At 41.2% G+C, this 17,526-nt stretch carries 15 protein-coding genes; 3 read left to right on the top strand and 12 right to left on the bottom strand.

Features of this window, described 5'->3' with window-relative positions; genetic code table 11:
* Positions 1 to 14: 14 nt before the first annotated feature.
* The 7 genes from DW640_RS07250 to DW640_RS07220 all read right to left on the bottom strand — a co-directional run bounded on the left by DW640_RS07250 (position 15) and on the right by DW640_RS07220 (position 10,891).
* The gene (locus tag DW640_RS07250) at positions 15 to 1,523 is read right to left on the bottom strand and encodes a 4Fe-4S binding protein (protein WP_048693697.1); all 1,509 of its coding nucleotides are present in this window, start codon (positions 1,521 to 1,523) and stop codon (positions 15 to 17) included.
* 308 nt (positions 1,524 to 1,831) lie between these two features.
* Positions 1,832 to 4,453 carry a carboxypeptidase regulatory-like domain-containing protein gene (locus tag DW640_RS07245; RefSeq protein ID WP_199610265.1) on the bottom strand — a complete coding sequence of 874 codons (2,622 nt, stop codon included), beginning with the start codon at positions 4,451 to 4,453 and terminating at the stop codon, positions 1,832 to 1,834.
* A 124-nt stretch (positions 4,454 to 4,577) separates the two neighbouring features.
* Complete coding sequence (locus tag DW640_RS07240) at positions 4,578 to 5,552, bottom strand: FecR family protein (RefSeq protein ID WP_008765756.1); 975 nt, start codon at positions 5,550 to 5,552, stop codon at positions 4,578 to 4,580.
* Between the two features lie 63 nt (positions 5,553 to 5,615).
* Positions 5,616 to 6,167, bottom strand: a complete 552-nt coding sequence (locus DW640_RS07235; protein WP_048693705.1) for an RNA polymerase sigma-70 factor — start codon at positions 6,165 to 6,167, stop codon at positions 5,616 to 5,618.
* 94 nt (positions 6,168 to 6,261) lie between these two features.
* The gene (locus DW640_RS07230; RefSeq protein WP_008765758.1) at positions 6,262 to 6,483 is read right to left on the bottom strand and encodes a DUF3098 domain-containing protein; all 222 of its coding nucleotides are present in this window, start codon (positions 6,481 to 6,483) and stop codon (positions 6,262 to 6,264) included.
* A 43-nt stretch (positions 6,484 to 6,526) separates the two neighbouring features.
* On the bottom strand, positions 6,527 to 9,661 hold the full coding sequence (locus DW640_RS07225; RefSeq protein ID WP_055228819.1) for a DUF2723 domain-containing protein: 3,135 nt from the start codon (positions 9,659 to 9,661) through the stop codon (positions 6,527 to 6,529).
* 141 nt (positions 9,662 to 9,802) lie between these two features.
* The gene (locus tag DW640_RS07220) at positions 9,803 to 10,891 is read right to left on the bottom strand and encodes a hypothetical protein (protein WP_011107549.1); all 1,089 of its coding nucleotides are present in this window, start codon (positions 10,889 to 10,891) and stop codon (positions 9,803 to 9,805) included.
* 300 nt (positions 10,892 to 11,191) lie between these two features.
* Between DW640_RS07220 and DW640_RS07215 the strand changes: the two genes are divergently transcribed.
* Positions 11,192 to 11,812: an HAD family phosphatase gene (locus tag DW640_RS07215; protein WP_117577711.1), complete on the top strand. Its 621-nt coding sequence runs from the start codon at positions 11,192 to 11,194 to the stop codon at positions 11,810 to 11,812.
* Between the two features lie 72 nt (positions 11,813 to 11,884).
* On the opposite strand, the gene DW640_RS07210 is transcribed toward DW640_RS07215, so the two are convergent.
* On the bottom strand, positions 11,885 to 12,682 hold the full coding sequence (locus DW640_RS07210) for a DUF4846 domain-containing protein (protein WP_008765761.1): 798 nt from the start codon (positions 12,680 to 12,682) through the stop codon (positions 11,885 to 11,887).
* 146 nt (positions 12,683 to 12,828) lie between these two features.
* On the opposite strand from DW640_RS07210, the gene DW640_RS07205 reads away from it, so the two are divergent.
* The gene (locus DW640_RS07205; RefSeq protein WP_008765762.1) at positions 12,829 to 13,638 is read left to right on the top strand and encodes an SDR family oxidoreductase; all 810 of its coding nucleotides are present in this window, start codon (positions 12,829 to 12,831) and stop codon (positions 13,636 to 13,638) included.
* A 91-nt stretch (positions 13,639 to 13,729) separates the two neighbouring features.
* On the opposite strand, the gene DW640_RS07200 is transcribed toward DW640_RS07205, so the two are convergent.
* Genes DW640_RS07200 through DW640_RS07190 form a run of 3 tightly spaced genes read right to left on the bottom strand, consistent with a single transcriptional unit; the run spans position 13,730 to position 15,735 of the window.
* Positions 13,730 to 14,458 carry a DUF6064 family protein gene (locus DW640_RS07200; RefSeq protein ID WP_008761610.1) on the bottom strand — a complete coding sequence of 243 codons (729 nt, stop codon included), beginning with the start codon at positions 14,456 to 14,458 and terminating at the stop codon, positions 13,730 to 13,732.
* A 13-nt stretch (positions 14,459 to 14,471) separates the two neighbouring features.
* Positions 14,472 to 14,966, bottom strand: a complete 495-nt coding sequence (locus tag DW640_RS07195) for a threonine/serine exporter family protein (RefSeq protein ID WP_008761611.1) — start codon at positions 14,964 to 14,966, stop codon at positions 14,472 to 14,474.
* 1 nt (position 14,967) lies between these two features.
* Positions 14,968 to 15,735 carry a threonine/serine exporter ThrE family protein gene (locus DW640_RS07190; RefSeq protein WP_008761612.1) on the bottom strand — a complete coding sequence of 256 codons (768 nt, stop codon included), beginning with the start codon at positions 15,733 to 15,735 and terminating at the stop codon, positions 14,968 to 14,970.
* A 105-nt stretch (positions 15,736 to 15,840) separates the two neighbouring features.
* Between DW640_RS07190 and DW640_RS07185 the strand changes: the two genes are divergently transcribed.
* Entirely contained in the window at positions 15,841 to 17,094 is a 1,254-nt protein-coding gene (locus DW640_RS07185) for an MFS transporter (protein ID WP_055298484.1), read from the top strand.
* 106 nt (positions 17,095 to 17,200) lie between these two features.
* Here the strand turns inward: DW640_RS07185 and DW640_RS07180 are convergent, their stop codons facing one another.
* Complete coding sequence (locus tag DW640_RS07180; RefSeq protein ID WP_008765766.1) at positions 17,201 to 17,452, bottom strand: hypothetical protein; 252 nt, start codon at positions 17,450 to 17,452, stop codon at positions 17,201 to 17,203.
* Positions 17,453 to 17,526: the final 74 nt, after the last annotated feature.

Genomic DNA, 17,526 nt, shown 5'->3' with positions numbered 1-17,526 from the left:
TGTTCTGATTTAAATCATACAATTCTGTGCATCTGATGTCCGGTCACGTAAATGGCACTGAAAGGACGGGATGGACAAAGATTCTCGCAAGCACCGCAACCAATACACCGTTCGACATTGATTGCCGGAATCTTCGGTGAGTCCGCTATTTCGGGATCGGAAGCTACCATCTGAATAGCGGCTGCCGGACAATGGCGGGCACAGTTGCCGCATTCCATTCCATCAGTCAGCGGTACGCAGTTCTCCTTGATCCATACAGCATGCCCGATTTGGATAGCGGATTTCTCTGCCAGGCTGGTCAGATGAATGGCATCTGTAGGGCATACTTCCGCACATTTGGCACACTCCGGACGGCAATAACCACGCTCGTAGGACATTTCCGGCTGCATGAGAGTTGCGAGATTACCGGATGGACGTAATACCTGAGTAGGACAAACAGAGACACATAGCTGACAGGCAGTACAATGTTGGGCAAAGTTGCGTGCATTTAATGATCCGGGAGGATAAATCGGATTCTCCCGGTTGGGAATCTTCTTGTCTTCAATGGCTGCCAATCCTCCGTCTACCTTTTTCTCCTGTGCTTTCAGTATGGTAGAAGTAGCGAAAATAGTCGATGCCGAAAGAAAACTACGACGGGCATTGTCAATCTGTTCCGAGGTCACGGATTTTATTTTAACCGTTTCCGTATTACCCCCTTCTTTCTTTTGAATACGTCTGGTATATTTAATAGCTCCTTGCTTACATTTTCCCAGGCAATCCATACAAGCGACACAACGGCTATAATCAATTTCATGGGCTTTGGCATTAATACAGGATGCTTTACAATTACGTGCGCACAATCCGCAGCTATTACATTTGGAAGTATCGATCACAGGCTTGAAGATGGAGTATCGTGATATGAATCCCAATACGGTGCCAACAGGACAAATGGTATTGCAATAAGTACGTCCGTTACGCCATGCCAAAACAAAAAGCACAATAAGGGTAATCACAGCAATGATCAGTGTTGAAAGACTTTTCATCCAGACATCCACTTCATAGAAAGCATAGCTTTCTGCCCGTTCGGCAAAATATGCCAAGAGATTATTTCCCCATTGCCATACCGGAGCCAGCAGACTGGAAACCATCCGGCCGTATGCACTGTAAGGTGCCAGTAGAACGACAAAAGCATTCAGTCCGGCAACCAAGGCAAGGATGAATACAGCCAATACACCATATCTCAGCCATTTTAAAGCCGGAGAATAACGGAAGCGGTTCTTTTTCTGTTTGCCGGAGAACCATGAAACAGCATCCTGAAATACTCCTAACGGGCAAATGACCGAACAATAAATACGCCCGAATAGTAATGTGAGCACAATAAGGAATAGCACGACACCTATGTTCAAGGCTAATACTGCCGGCAGAAACTGAATTTTCGCCAGCCATCCGAACCATGTGTGCAATGTCCCTGTGAAATCAAGGAACAGCAGAGTAATAAGTGTGAAACACACGATTGCGGCTGTAAGTCTGATAGTACGCAACATAAATTTATTAGATTTTCAATTTATAGTAGTTATATCTTAATTATTTTCAATTTCATCAGAATCGAATCTTATGCTTTTTAACCGATGCAAATTTAAGCAGAGTGATTGATTTTTGCAGTATATAAATTACAGAAAGTTATACCAATATTACTGATTAGGATTTTTTTTAATTCTGGATTGTTATATCATAATTACCGAAAGTCATTGTACATAAGAGTTTCTGTCATTCAGAACATTTCCCTTGGTAACGGGAGGTCTGAATGACAGAGCATAATGATTACTTTAAGACATTTAGGATTTTAGTTTGTCTAGAAATAAATCTTATAACTTATATTGGGAATTAACCCTGTTCCTTCTTTTTCTTCAATTTCAAAGGTCTTTTCATTGTATTGGTAAAAGTGCATTCCGGTGCGCATACCTACATTCAGAATCTTCAATGAGAACTCATGAGATACTCTTTTCTTATTTATCCGGAAGCTGACAGAAACATCACCGTTTATGGAAGGATTGAATCTTTTGCTGTATGCTTTCGTTTCATCAAAAACGATGTCATGCTCTGTCTGACTTCTTTCTTCGTTTACGGGGGTGTAGCGTTCCCCTCCCTGAAAGAATAAACGTCCGTTGAGACTCAGTACGTTTTGTTTAAGTTTGCCGACCATCCATTCTTTTCCGGCAAGTAAGTTCAGCAGATAGTTCTTATCCAGTCTTGTATTACGCCAAACGTTATCTCCTCCCCTATATTTCGATTTAAACAAAGAACCTGTAATCATATAGTAGAAGCCATTTTTCATATATTGTTCCAGCGTGATGTCTATTCCATAATTTCTGCCTTGACCGGTGTTGGTCAAGATTCTGTCCAAATAAAATTCCTCATGGTTAATGACCGAGAAGGAGGAGTTCTTTTCAACCGGTATACGAAATAAATATTGGAAATAAGGCTCTATCTTTAAATGCAGGTTTTGATTGATATTCCAGTCGTATGTCATCCCGACATGATGTGCCCGGGAAAAATCCAGATATCGATTTGACTGGTTCTTGCCGTTGACGACCTTTTCTACAAAATAATAATCCAGCTTTTCCCTGCGACTATGTAATCCATAGGCCAACGCCAAAGAATGTTTCGGATTTATTTTCCATTTTAGGGCAACCCGCGGTTCGATGGATAAGTTATTGTTCAAAGTAAAATATTGGGCTGTTACTCCTAAGCTAGTGTCCCAGTTATTATTCAGATTGATAACCGAACTGCTATAGGCCGAAAAGACTGTGCTTTCACCATCACCTTTTGAAATCTGTTCCATAGGTCTGTTTAATCCGAAATAACGGCTGACCTGATAATCAAGATCATAGTGAAGGTTTGTAATCGTAACCCCCGTTCTGTTAGTATGTCTCGGACTGAACTTCGTATTCAGATAAGAATTAAAAACGAAGTCCCACCTGCTGTTCCGGATATCTCCTACTCTGATAAGTTTGTCATCTGCTAGTTGATCTACCACTGTATGATCTTTGGAATAAGTAGTAGACAGGGAAGAGCGGATATACGTGTTTTCATTCATCACATACTTGTGTGCAAGTCCTCCCACCATTTTTTCGAGTCTGTTTTCTCCCGCTTGTCGGTCTCCCAGAGTTTCCCATTTGGAACGCTCTTCTATTGGAGCTTTGTTTCTGTCAATCAATCCTAATCCCCAAATAGAAAAGGTGCCGACTTTGGAGGTCGGAAAGTTTAGCTTGAATGCTAAATCCTGATATTTAAGATTCAGGTCATTGCCGGTAGCCAGTGATGTAGTCGAAAAACGATAGTTAACGAGATAAGAACTTCCTCGCTTTTTACTGATTGGGCCCTCTGATGACAGATCGATACCCATTAGTCCGACTTGAAAAGCGTGTTCGTACTTTTGATTATTTCCATTGCGCAGGTGCATATCGAAAACACCCGATAATACATTGTTATATTCTGCGGGAAAAGCTCCGTTGTAAAAATCCGAATTTCCGATCACCTGTGTACTCAGAGCTGACAGGAAACCTCCGCCCAATCCCGACAAATCGGCAAAATGAGTCGGATTGGGTATCTCAATTCCTTCCAGCCTCCATTGCGTGAATTGCGGGGAGTTTCCGCGAATGGCTATGGCATTGGTGCCGATGTCTCCCGCTACTCCTGCGAAAGCGGCGCTTAATCGTGCAGGGTCATCGAAGCCGTTGGCAAATCTGCCGGCTTCTTCCATGCTGATCATACGGCCGCCTGTGATAGCCATAGGATTGATCGTCCGGTTTTTCTTTATTTCCGGCTTCACGAGGACTTCTGCCAGATATTGGATATTCTCGTCCATCGGAATTTCTACATATACTTCTTTGGATGAAGTTACGGATACCTCACTGATTATGCTTATGTGATATCCCGTAAAAGACGCTTGAATATTGTAGCGTCCAATAGGAACATTGCTGATTCTGAAGTTTCCCAGACTATCTGTGGAGCTATTCAAGGAAGGTTCCTCTAAGACATAGACAGAGGCATACTCTATTGGAGCATTAGTTTTGGAATCAACTACAATTCCTCTTATGGTTTGCGTTAGTTTTTGTGTCTTTTCGCCGATTGTTTCTGTTTTTGGTGTCGGCAGAGAGATAATAATATGATATCTCTTTATTTTGTATATGTATCCGGTACCTTTCAATATTTGTGTTAGTGCCTTCTCAATGCTTGCGGACTTTAGCGACAATACTTGCCTCTTTTTCAGGTTCAGGTTTGACTGTTCGTAAGCTATGCTATAGTCTGTTTGTAGTTCTATTTGCTCAAAGGCTTCTTTTAAAGAGATATTTTTATTTTGAATTGTAATTTTCTTTTCTGCATTTTGGGAAATTGCCGTCAATGACAGAATAGAAAAAAACAAAAGAATGATCATCTTATCTGGCTTTTTATTCGCATTAATTCGATTCATTATTTTATATTTGTACGTTGATACTTCGTTTTTACTTCGCGGTTTAAATGAGGATAGACATTTCAGAACTGGGAAGAGGGTCTCAAGCTGCTTCCCGGTTCTTTTTGTTCATAGGCTATTTTTTTTATTTGGTTATTATTATTTTGTTTCCACTCTGCCGATAGCTAAAGCCGATTATATCTCCTAATATATTCAGCATTTCATCCAGATTCTCATCTTTCAGGAATTTGACAGTGTACCGTCTAGAGGCAGAAAAATCGGTAGAATGATCGATAACAGTATCATAACGTCGTTCCAGCGTTCTGAATATTTCTTCGGCAGTAGCATTGGTGAAGATTATTTTCCCTTTTACCCAACTGTTCGTGTCAACAGTGTCTACTGTCGATATCTCAATATCTGATGTCGATTTATCATAGGTGAGTTGTTCGTTGGGCTTGAGAGTTTGAGGAGGACGGGATTGCGTACTCACTTCCACTTTTCCACTAGTCAACGTTGTGGTAATATTCGCATCATTAGCATATGCCTTTACATTGAACTTCGTTCCAAGTACCTTGACGGATAGTTGCGATGTTTCTACTATGAAAGGTTTTGCATCATCTTTTCTGACTGAGAAATAGGCTTCACCATCAAGGGTTACGACACGATTCTCTTTGGTAAAAGTTTTCGGATAGGTAATTGTACTTCCAGCGTTCAGCCATACTTCGGAACTATCCGGCAGAACCAAGCGCTTTTGTTCGCCATAGGCTGTGGATATTTCTATCTGCTCGTTTTCGGAAGGGATATAATAAAGCAATCCTCCTGCCAATAAGCATATGGGAATAACGACGGCTACAATGCGGACAAACTTATGATATAAAACAATATTTTCAAGATGTTCTTTGTTGTATCCGGTTCTTAAATTGACCCGCTCTAAAGCACTGTATGTTTTTGAATCGGCTTCCGTATCCAGTTCGTTCCAATACTCTAATGAGGCTTTTTCTTTCTCCTCCGCGTTTTCTTCCTTCATAATCCATCGCTGTACCTTTTCCTCCGTTTCAACAGAAAAACGTCCGGAAAGGAACTTTTTGATGATTCTGGTGATAATATTACTCTTTTCCATTTTTGCTGTATTTACTATATATACAGTCTGATGGCAAAAAGCTCAATGAAAAAGTGGATGTTTTTATAAAAAAGATAATAAAAAGCACGAGATAGCTTTCCGTATCTCCTTTAATGCGAGGCTTAACTGACTTTCGACATTTCTTTTAGTGGTGTTGAGCTGTATTGCTATCTCAGCATTGCTCAACCCTTCCTGACGGCTTAATGTATAGATCATTTTCCGCTGTTCCGGCATTTTTCCGACAATGTCATCTATTAATAAGCCTAACTCTTTAGCAATAAGATCTTCTTCGGAGGTAGAACTATATTCGATCTCCTGACTACTATTTAGATAAGTGTCATGTACATACTTATGTTTCAAGAAATTTATGGCCGAATTACGGGCAATTGTATGCAGATAAGAACTAAAAGACTTGGATGCATCAATTGAATCATGATTGATCCAAAGGTTGACAAAAAGGTCTTCTGTCAATTCTTCGGCATCCGATTCCGATTTTATATATCCGTCGATGAAAGTCTTTGTTTTATTGTAATAGGCTATAAAAACTGTTTCAAAAGCCTTGTGATTTCCATCCTGGAAGGCTTCAAGCGTTTTTATGTCAATGTTATTACTCATGTTGTCCGACTTTCATTTTTATTAGTGAGGACAAAAGAAGTAATTATTTGGCTTAAAAACGCATTCTTTTGAAAATATTTAAGATGTATCCCTGCTAATTATTCTTTTTTGTAATATAAATAATGCCAACCACATTCAGCAAATAACCGAGTAAACAAATAATGGGTGCAAAACATATACGAAGTCTGCTGAAGATATCAGGATTATATGCGGCAGGGGTACTCCCCTCGCCGCTCATTAATACATATCCTGTAATAATCAATATCGAACCAATCGATAGAATAATATAATTTATTTTACTCAATGCATTTCTCATACTTCTGATAGTTTTATTGTTTTCAAGTTTATATTTCCGGATTTTAGTTTCTAAGTCCCACGATTTGAGAGAATAAAGCATATTTCTCCTCAAAGCGCTGATTACTTAGCCTGTATTCCTCTTCATCAATCTCTTTTACAAGTTCATTATACTGATTCCATTGCCAGAACTTATACAGGCAATCTCTCTGAACCATATTGATCCTGTTGTCTCCTAATGAGAATGCCCAGTTGATGTAATCTTCCGATTCGGCTGTCAGGTACTTTAACAGAGGCATTGCTTTCGTCTTTTCTCCTAGGGCAGCATAGGCTTTGGCTATGTCGAATGACCCGCTTTCATAGATCTCGGGGACATTGTACGCCGGAACAGCTTGTTCTGCATAGGCAAGTACCTTTCTGGCTCGGGTATTGTCGCCCTGCCTGATCAGTTCCTTTGCCAGTTGGGCGAAAAGCCTTCGATGATAATAGCAGGTTCGCAGGGTGGTTTCATCCAGATAGAGTCCGGGAGTGTCCAGTCCGCCATACTTATATCTGTTCATTACATTTTCATACAATCTCTCTACATCTATCGCATAGTTATTATCTCCTTTGACATTTCCCCATTTTTTATAATCAAAAGGCGTGAAACGGAAAGCTAATCCTTCCTGAACGAAATAATGATCAAACTTCAGCTTGCTGACCTCACCGACGGATATTGCCATGTACAATGGGCGTTCCCAATTGCAGTTGGCAAGCATTTCCAGCATCAGCATATCTACCTTGGTTAGAATACGCATATCTTTCAGAGAAATATAGATCTTATCCGGTATCGCATTTTTCAGATCTTCACCTTTCAGATGACGGATGGAGTCGGGAAGCATAATGCCTGATCGGAGTACTGCATCTTTATCAATGCTGATACTGATCGTATCGGTAGGGATTACGTGGAAGTCCTGTTTCTCCGATAATGCCCAGTACTTCAAGATGTTTTTTACCTCAAACGGATCATTGCCGAAACTATCACGGGCTTCTTCCGGATGTTTCTGATAAAGCTCTTCTATCTGTTTTTTCAGTTCCGGTCGGATGGCTACATATTCGTTTTTTCCTTCCTGATATTGGTCTTTACTCCAGGTAATGGGTAATCCGGGTGCATCATACAACGGGCATTGCTGCTGATAAATATACCAATCTGTTTGCGCATAACTCAAATTGCAGATGCGGGCATCCCTGCGTACTCCTTCCGTGTCTTGATTATACCACAAGGGAAAAGTATCATTATCTCCATTACTGAAAATGATAGGATTTCCTTTGTCGGGGAGTGTCATCAGATAATTGGCTCCAAAATCACGGCAGGTGAAACGGTTACTCCGGTCATGATCATCCCATGTCTGACTAGCCATCTGAACCGGAATCAGCAGGCAGAGAAACATTAACAGGCCGACATGAAGTACTGATGACTTCTTTTTTCGAAGTGCGTCACACAATCCGGCAGCTCCCATTCCTATCCAAATAGCAAAAGCATAGAATGAACCTGCGTATGCATAATCCCGTTCACGGGGCTGACCGGGAGTCTGGTTCAAATATAGCACAATAGCCAGACCTGTCATGAAGAAAAGGAAAAACACGACGCTAAACTGCTGCATTCCCTTCTTTCCCCGCATCCACTGCCAGTAAATCCCGATTAATCCTAATAATAGCGGCAAAGCGTAAAATACGTTATGCCCTTTATTCTGACGCAAAGATTCGGGCAAAAGTTGCTGGTCACCAAGTCTTAGATTATCTAACAGAGGAATCCCCGTGATCCAGTTTCCATGCTCCGGTTCGCCATGTCCCTGGATATCATTTTGACGCCCGACAAAATTCCAGAGAAAATAGCGCCAATACATATAGTTGAGCTGATAAGTGAAGAAATAGGTAAGATTCTCTTTTTGAGTGGGAGCTCCGTCCGTTCCTCCCGACCAGCTTTTGTAGGAGGAAGCCATGCGATCATTCCACATTCGTGAAAACAGCATATTTTGAGTATAACATACTTCCTCTTTATTTCGAATCACTTTATATTTCCCTTCTTCCCTATTCGGTCTGTAGACAGCACCACCCGTTTTCATTTTTACCTTGTAATAATCTCCTTCGGGCACATACTCCGGTTCGGAGGCATACGTTTTGCCGTAAAGTAAAGGGGCGCTTTCGTATTGCTCCCGGTTCAAATAGCTTTTGAGTGCGAAAATATTATCCGGAGCATTTTCATTGAGCGGTGTATTGGCATTGGCACGAATCAATATCACTGCATAGGTGGTATAACCTACGGTAAGCATAAGTATGCACCATAAAGCTGTATTGATTAATCGTTTTTTGAAACGATAGATACCAGCTATGAGCAGGAAAAATGTGATAGCCAGAAAGACAATCAGTCCTGTTTGGAAAGGAAATCCCAAGGCGTTGACAAAGAGTAGTTCGAACCATCCTCCAATATCCGCCATTCCGGGAATGTAGACAAAAAGTATCAATACAATAAGCAGACCGGATAAAGCAATCGCCGCAATTGCTCCTTTAAGCGAAATCGTTCGATATTTCTGATAATAGAAAACCAGTACAATCGCCGGAATGCAAAGCAGATTGAGCAGATGTACTCCGATGGAGAGTCCGATTATATAGGCAATCAGAATAATCCATCGGTCACCATAAACGGTGTCCGACTCATCCTGCCAGCGCAGAATCATCCAAAAAACCAAGGCAGTAAGAAAAGAAGAGAAAGCATATACTTCTCCCTCTACTGCGCTGAACCAGAAAGTATCACTAAAAGTATATGCCAAAGCTCCTACCAACCCGGAACCGAGAATGATAATCACGTCGGTTACTGACAGATTCTCTTTTTCTTCTTTCAGAAGAGATCTGACCAGGCGAGTGATACTCCAAAAAAGAAAGAGGATACATCCTGCACTTAGCAGTGCATTCAGAAAGTTGACTGTACGTGAGACCTGGGAGGGATCGGAGGCAAACTGTGTAAACAGATTACCTACCATCATATAAAAAGGTGCACCAGGCGGATGTCCGACCTGTAACTTTTCGGCGCATGAAATAAACTCAGGACAATCCCAAAAACTGGCAGTAGGTTCGATTGTCATTCCGTATACGAAAGCTGCTATCAGGAAGACAAGCCAACCACTGAAATCATTCCATCTTTTAAATAATAAGTAGTTCATAGTTCTGTAACTTTTTTGTTTGCAAAGTTATAGAACAGTGATATAAAACAGGCATTTTTAGCCGGACGGATACGGACATCCCATTTCTATAAGGTGTTGAAAAGCAAAGCTTTTTGTCAGGTAATTCCGGACAAATGCGGACTACAATGATTTGATGTAGTCTTCCAGTGATTCTTTGGAACTTACAAGCATAAGTTTCTCCGTTTTTATTCTGGATATTCTTCGGGTAAGAGTTTCTACAGTCAGTTTCATTAGATCTGCAAAGCAAGCAGGCTGGATACCTTCGCGCAGGAAAGCACATACTCTCAAATCTTCTTCTGTAAGTTTAGGACTTATCTCTTTCAATTTGGAAACAAGTCCATATACTCCTTCCTGTAGTCTTAATAATTCACTCCAGTCTTTCTCTGAAAAAGAAACAACCTTGGAAGGGGAAACAGACCGTTCTTTTATTTGCCGGACTTTCGATACTACCGGAGAACTTTCATAAATATGCTGTTGAAGCGACTGATATTTTTCTTCCAGATAGTTACATTGCAACATCAGTTTATCCGACTCTGCCTCTTTTCGCAACATTTCATCTTTAAAAGTAGTCAGTTGAGAATATACAAACTTATTCTTCTTCCAGAGCAGCCCGAGTAACAAGGACATCACACCAAAGACTCCCAATGCAGAAGAAAGAATAATCTTCGTATCGCCTGTCTGATCGTTCAGCATTAGCTGGCTGGCATAGGCTTTTCTTTCCATTTCCAATGCTTCGTCGAAATGACCATATTTCTGATAATAAAGGCTGCAACGTCTGCACACCTTGGCTACATAATCGTACTTCTCTGTAAGAGCAGCAAGCTTTATTGCTTCCTTGAAGTGGGTCTCCGCTTCCTTTTTCTGGTCAAGATCACTCTCTACGCATGCCAGATAAAAATAAGCCTTTGATTTCTGAAGTTCATTGCCGTGTTGGTCAAAGTATGAAACTGCCTGACGGATTTGCTTATCAGACGTATGGGCGATATTTTTATCTTCATTCAGCTGGGTACACAACAGATTATATTCTGCCAGCTGTGCTTCGTTCATCTGGTTGATCTGGATATTTTCGAGAATAATAGATGCTGTATCCGGGTCCTGCCCCATTAGCTGTGCGGCTTTGTCTAATCCCTGTTTTACATTAGTCCCTTCCGGATGGCATGCAGCCAGTGAAAGGACAACCACGTATAATAAGATTCGAAGATTATTCATAACTCTGCTTTTATCTTTGTATACAAACGATTGGATTTGCAAATATAAAAAATAATATGATACATACACCTCTATAAACCATACAAAAAATGGTGTCACTATCCTCCTCTCATAGTGACACTATACTGTGATCATAGTTACACCATCACGGCAGGATAGTGTAACTATATTATTTATGCTCCTATTATTATGCATATCGCAGATTGCCCTCATGTTTTTTTTGACAAAGATCAAGCGATGACGGGCTGTTTATTAAGAAGATTAGCCGTATCTTTGTAACAAATAAAAATTGTATATATCATGATTAAAAACATTGTATTTGATTTTGGCGGAGTGATTGTAGACATTGATCGCGATAAAGCTGTTCAGGCGTTTATCAAACTGGGATTGGCGGATGCCGATACTCGTTTGGACAAATACCATCAGACCGGAATCTTCCAAGAACTGGAAGAAGGAAAGTTGAGTGCCGATGAATTTCGGAAGCAATTGGGAGATCTGTGCGGTCGCAAACTGACGATGGAAGAAACCAAACAGGCGTGGTTAGGCTTTTTCAATGAAGTGGACTTGCGAAAGCTCGATTATATATTGGGACTTCGTAAATCATATCATGTGTATCTCTTGAGTAATACCAATCCTTTTGTTATGTCATGGGCATGCAGTCCGGAGTTTTCATCCGAAGGGAAACCGCTGAACGATTATTGCGACAAACTATATTTATCTTACCAGTTGGGACATACCAAACCGGCTCCCGAAATATTCGACTTTATGATAAAAGACAGTCATGTCATACCTTCCGAAACGCTCTTCGTTGACGATGGAAGTTCGAATATCCACATAGGCAAAGAACTTGGCTTCGAAACCTTCCAACCAGAAAACGGTGCTGATTGGCGGCAAGAGTTGACCGTTATACTAAATAGTTGAGAAGAGGTATCTTTATGCTCCTCCCACCTACAGGAGGGGACCCCGGAAGGAAAGGTGCCAGGTAAGCAATTTCTAAAACCTTTTCAGCTCTTTCTTTTCAAATGTCCACTCCGGTGTATACAATCTGCCACTGTCTGTATCTGTCAGTTCATACCAAGGTGACAGATTTCGGTTGGCAGGATTGACGAGGATATGTATTTGCTGGGCGGGCATATAACTTTGCGCCAATAAAAAAACTTTCTTTTTTGTTTTCGGGTGAATTGCCACATCTACTACTATCACGACATGGCCCGGTGAACCTCCTTTGATAAACACATCTCCTGCTTGCAGTGAAGTATAAGGAACCGTACGAAGCTCTTTTGAAAGAGAAGCAGTGCCGGCATACATAAATACCATATTCAAGTATTTACGAAAAGTCTTATATGAATAGTCTTTGCCTCCTGCAGCATACCATTCTACCTTATTTCCAGTTACTTTGATACGGTTTCCTTCCGCCCATTTTTTATATTCTGCCGGAAAGCCATTGGTAAAGTTAAATTTGATTTCTCCGTATCTTTTCTGTGCCCATAGGTATTCTGCCCGCAAGCGCATGACTGCATCCGCACATTGCTGTAAATCGCGATTGCCTATTTCCATATCTACTACGGCGAATGCGGCTGCCTGATTCCTTTTCTCCTGTCCGTTGTAAAGTAAAACCTTACTCCCTTTGGGCAATAATGGGAGTTGACGCAGATAGGCGGCAAATGAATGTTCATCGCATACTTCACGAGTGTAGCCCGTAGGAGGAAGAATGGTGCTTTCCACTGACTGTCCCAGCGACACTATAATTGAAGTCAGACATACTATGCTGAATATAAGTATTCTTTTCATATCGTTATTTTTCCCGAAGATAGGATATCTTTTGCAGAAAACCAAGTTTTGCAGGAGGAAGCTTCTGAAACCGTCTAATCAGAATACTATTCGGCAAAAACAGAATTTTCGGATATTCTCTTTATCTTTGCTGCAAATAAAAGAATATGCAACCACAAATCATACTCATTACCGGAGCTTCTTCCGGATTTGGAAAGATCACTGCGCAAATGTTATCAGAACAAGGTCATATCGTTTACGGTACGAGCCGGAAACCTTCAGAGAATATAGGTAAGGTCCGAATGCTTGTCGTTGATGTAACGAATAGTATTTCTGTTCGTCAGGCTGTAGAACAAATAATATCCGAGCAGGGACGGATGGATGTACTGATTAATAATGCCGGTATGGGAATTGGCGGAGCATTGGAGTTGGCTACCGAAGAAGAAGTGAGCATGCAGATGAATACAAATTTCTTTGGCGTGGTCAATATGTGCAAAGCGGTGCTCCCTTATATGCGCAAGGCACGTCGGGGAAAGATTATCAATATCAGCTCTATTGGTGGAGTGATGGGCATCCCCTATCAGGGATTTTATTCAGCATCCAAGTTTGCAGTAGAAGGATACAGCGAGGCCTTGGCGCTGGAAGTTCATCCGTTTCATATTAAAGTCTGCCTGGTGCAGCCGGGAGATTTTAATACCGGGTTTACCGACAACCGGAATATCTCTGAACTGACCGGACAAAATGAAGATTATGCTGACAGTTTTCTGAGATCATTAAAGATTATTGAAAAAGAAGAGCGTAACGGATGCCATCCCCGCAAGCTGGGTGCTGCAATCTGTAAAATAGTAGCGCGTAAAAATCCTCCTTTCCGGACTAAAGTAGGTCCGTTGGTGCAAGTTCTGTTTGCTAAAAGCAAGAGCTGGCTGCCGGATAATATGATGCAATATGCTCTCCGAATATTTTATGCTATCAGATAAAAAAAAGTTTCATGCCTTGAAACTGTTGGTTTCAAGCAATGAAACTAATCGTTTCAAGGCATGAAACTAATAACGTGTAATAGTGCGGCAATCAGTTCTTCGGAACTAATTCCAAAAACATAGTAGTCGTCAACAATATAGCCAGCCCGATACAGACTGTTATCAATAACCAGTTAATATATTTAGCTTTGGGCTTGGTATCTGCGTGCAGATTATTCAGGAAATATTCTCTGAAGAAGAGATAGAGTCCCGGAATAGTCGCACTTGCCAAAAGGAAATCTTCCGGTATCTGGAAGAAGTAAGTCTTGGATAATCCGATCAATGACCAGTGGCAAAGGAACAATACCAAAAACATATTTACCTTGTGTGCAAACAGCAACAGCAGTCCGATGGTAAATACCACTACAGAACAAGGCATCACTGGAGAAGTCATTTCCGGGAAAGATAGCCCGCGTGCCAACGACACCATAGGATAAATGAAAGGCATGGCCAGCAACACATAAGATAGCAGATCATATTTGTGTGTACGTTCGAAAGTCGTATATCCGGTAATCGCATCCCATATCCAGATAATAGCCATCACTCCCCAGAACATCGCCATCACCCCGTTATAGCTGCGTTCTTCGCAGTAGATAAAGTAATAGACAATGGAAATCCACGAATAAAGACCTATCATATAAATCTTCATTCCCATCTTCACCCACGGACGTGGTTTGCTGATCAGCAATGCGGTCAGCACAATACCGATCAGAATGACAATAATCTGCAAAAGCCAGGTGGCTGAATTATAATACGCAATTGTTCTCCAAAAAATCTCCATAAAAGTAGTTTAATTAATGTCTTGTTAAAGAAAAGGCTCTGTGCGGGAACAGGAACATCGGGAATGTAGCTCCGACTGCAAGCATGAAAATTACTGTACTTGCCACCAAAGTGTTGGAGAAGAACATCTCCTGCATCTTTATATACTTATCATGCAGTTCCGGTTTATTCGCTGTCTGCAAACACATAATAAGAGAGAATACCATGTTGTACGCAAACTTTCCCGGAATCATCGGGAGCAACGCAGGAATATACAGCACCGTCATCGGGCAATATACCCGCTTTCCGAGCCATAAACTGCCGAACCCGATTACTAATCCACCGAATAAAGAAGCCGTAGCAATATCTACACCCAAGTAAGTCATCAGACAGAAACGGCACGCATGTCCCAATGCCGCCAATATTGCAATCATTTTAAATGCACGCAACGGAGGATCGGAAATTGCTCCAAATCCGATACCTGCTATCGCTGCAAAGAAACCATCAGAAAGAATATCAAGTGCTACCATATCAAATTAAACTGTTTTTTACCATTAATAATGTAAAGGAAAGGCCGATGGCAATGCTGACAATCAGCAAAGAGGCTTCTGTCAAACGGGCAAATCCTGTCAAAACGTATCCTTCGACAACATCAATCACTCCATTAATCAAAGGAACACCGGGTACAAGATATAGAACGCTGGTTGCCAGTGCGATTTCGGAAGTTGTGTCGAAAATCAAGGCGGTAGAAGCACAGAGCGACGCGACGAAGGCCGAAACAATGAATATAATATAATGATTCATTTTCTTCTTTTGCATCTGCTGTTTCAGGTATAATCCTGTAATAGTGGCGGAGAAAACGATTCCCATTGAGATTAAGTCACCGCCAAACAGTTTGCAGAATGACGCATTGGCAAAGCCTACCAATATCAAAACGAACAGAGGATGTATCATCGGAGCAGAGACTATCTTTTTGTATTTCTCTTTCAGTTCTTCCAACGATAACTGTTTGTCTACTGCTTCCCAACTCAAAGCGCTTAGTTCGGAGTTATGCTCAAAACTGATGGGATGTGCAGGAATATCTATAACCTCGTTGCAGGCTTCGTTTGTCTCCTTATCGATGATAGTAAGAATGATATTTTTATGAAATACGCCCAGTTTGACATCTAAGCCAAAAGCTTCTCCGATACGTTTGGAATTGCGTACAACACGGGAGGTATGTACCCCCGCTCCCATTAGATGGGCTGAATATTCGGCTATGAATTTACCTATAGATAATAAAGATTCGCTTGTCTTCATGTATGTGATATTTTTAAATCGGCTGCAAAAGTACAAAAAAGAGTAATAGCAGGAAAGGTAAAACACAAAAAATAAATACCTTTGCCTCCATAAAAAGAATGACTCATGAACAACCAATTTACATATCCGAAAGAGAAAATACGTTTTGCCATCCTGACTTTCTTCTTTGCCCAAGGACTCTGTATGGCAAGCTGGGCAAGCCGTATCCCGGATTTCAAAGATGTATTTGCTGCCAATTATGCATTTTATTGGGGTCTGATTTTATTTATGATACCAGTCGGCAAGTTTGTAGCAATTCCTTTGGCGGGTTATCTTGTATCTAAATTAGGGAGTCGCACAATGGTACAGGTCAGCATTTTGGGATATGCCATGTCCTTACTTTGTGTCGGATTGGCTCATGAAGTCTATTTGCTGGGATTCCTGCTTTTTTGTTTCGGAGTGTTCTGGAACTTGTGCGATATATCGTTCAATACGCAAGGGATCGAAGTGGAGCGTTTGTATGGTAAGACAATCATGGCAACTTTTCATGGAGGATGGAGCTTGGGAGCCTGTACCGGAGCACTTATCGGCTTCGTGATGATTCTGACGGGCACCTCTCCTGTTTGGCATTATATGCTAATAGCCGCTATTATCCTTATCATAGTATTGGCAGGACGAAAATATCTGCAAGAAACAACGCTTCCTATATGCGAACATCCGAAGCCGGGCTTTGAGACAACAGACAAAGCGGCTGATAAAGCTCCGAATGGATTCCGTCTGTTATTTCAAAAGCCGGAAATACTCCTTTTACAATTAGGTTTAGTCGGATTATTCGCGCTCATCGTAGAGAGTGCTATGTTCGACTGGAGTGCTGTTTATTTTGAATCGGTTGTCCATGTGCCTAAATCATTGCAAATCGGCTTCCTTGTATTTATGGTCATGATGGCTACGGGACGATTCCTGACGAATTATGCATACCAGCTTTGGGGAAAGAAAAAAGTACTGCAACTGGCAGGCAGCCTTATTTGTATCGGCTTCTTCATTTCCGCATTGTTGGGCAATGCGTTTGACTCACTGGGAATGAAAGTGATCATCAATTCCTTAGGCTTTATGCTGGTCGGACTAGGTATCTCATGTATCGTACCTACTTTATATAGCTTTGTAGGGGCCAAGTCAAAGACGCCCGTCAGCATTGCGCTCACTATCCTGTCGAGTATCAGTTTTATTGGTTCGCTGATCGCTCCTTTGCTAATAGGCGCTATTACACAGGCATTTGATATTCGTATTGCTTACATGATTACAGGTATATTGGGAGGTTGTATCGTACTTATCGTCAGTTTCTGCAAAGCATTCGATATTCAGGAAGAAAACAAATTGTAGATATATAAAACGCAGTCTCTCACAGTACTTGATCATTCAAGTGTCTGTGAAAGACTGCATCAATCTTTTTACTAACCTTAACTAACCTAACTTCTATCTAATCTAACTACAAAATGTTCGAAAAATCTTTTATACTACTAACAATTCTATCCTTTAAATCTTGGTTTTCAACCAGTGAAAAGTCGCAGGCAACATCTGCCGGAGCCAATAATACGGCCTTAGCTTCTTCTGCATCTGCTATCTGTTCCGGGTGTTCCCTGAAATAAGTTTCCCATTGGGAGGCTGCTTCCGGAGTTACACCCAGTGCATAATTGATGAAATCATCATCCGTCAAAAAATCCTTTACCTTAGAGCACATATCGCATCCTTTTTAAGCGTTTACATAGATAGGACGCTGTTACTCTGTGTATGTACTCAACTAAATATCCTTTT

The sequence above is a fragment of the Bacteroides sp. AM23-12 genome, assembly GCF_003434395.1.
GTDB classification, from domain to species: Bacteria; Bacteroidota; Bacteroidia; order Bacteroidales; family Bacteroidaceae; genus Bacteroides; species Bacteroides thetaiotaomicron.
The sequence above is the reverse complement of the archived record's forward strand: the minus strand, read 5'-3'. Positions and strand labels throughout refer to the sequence as shown.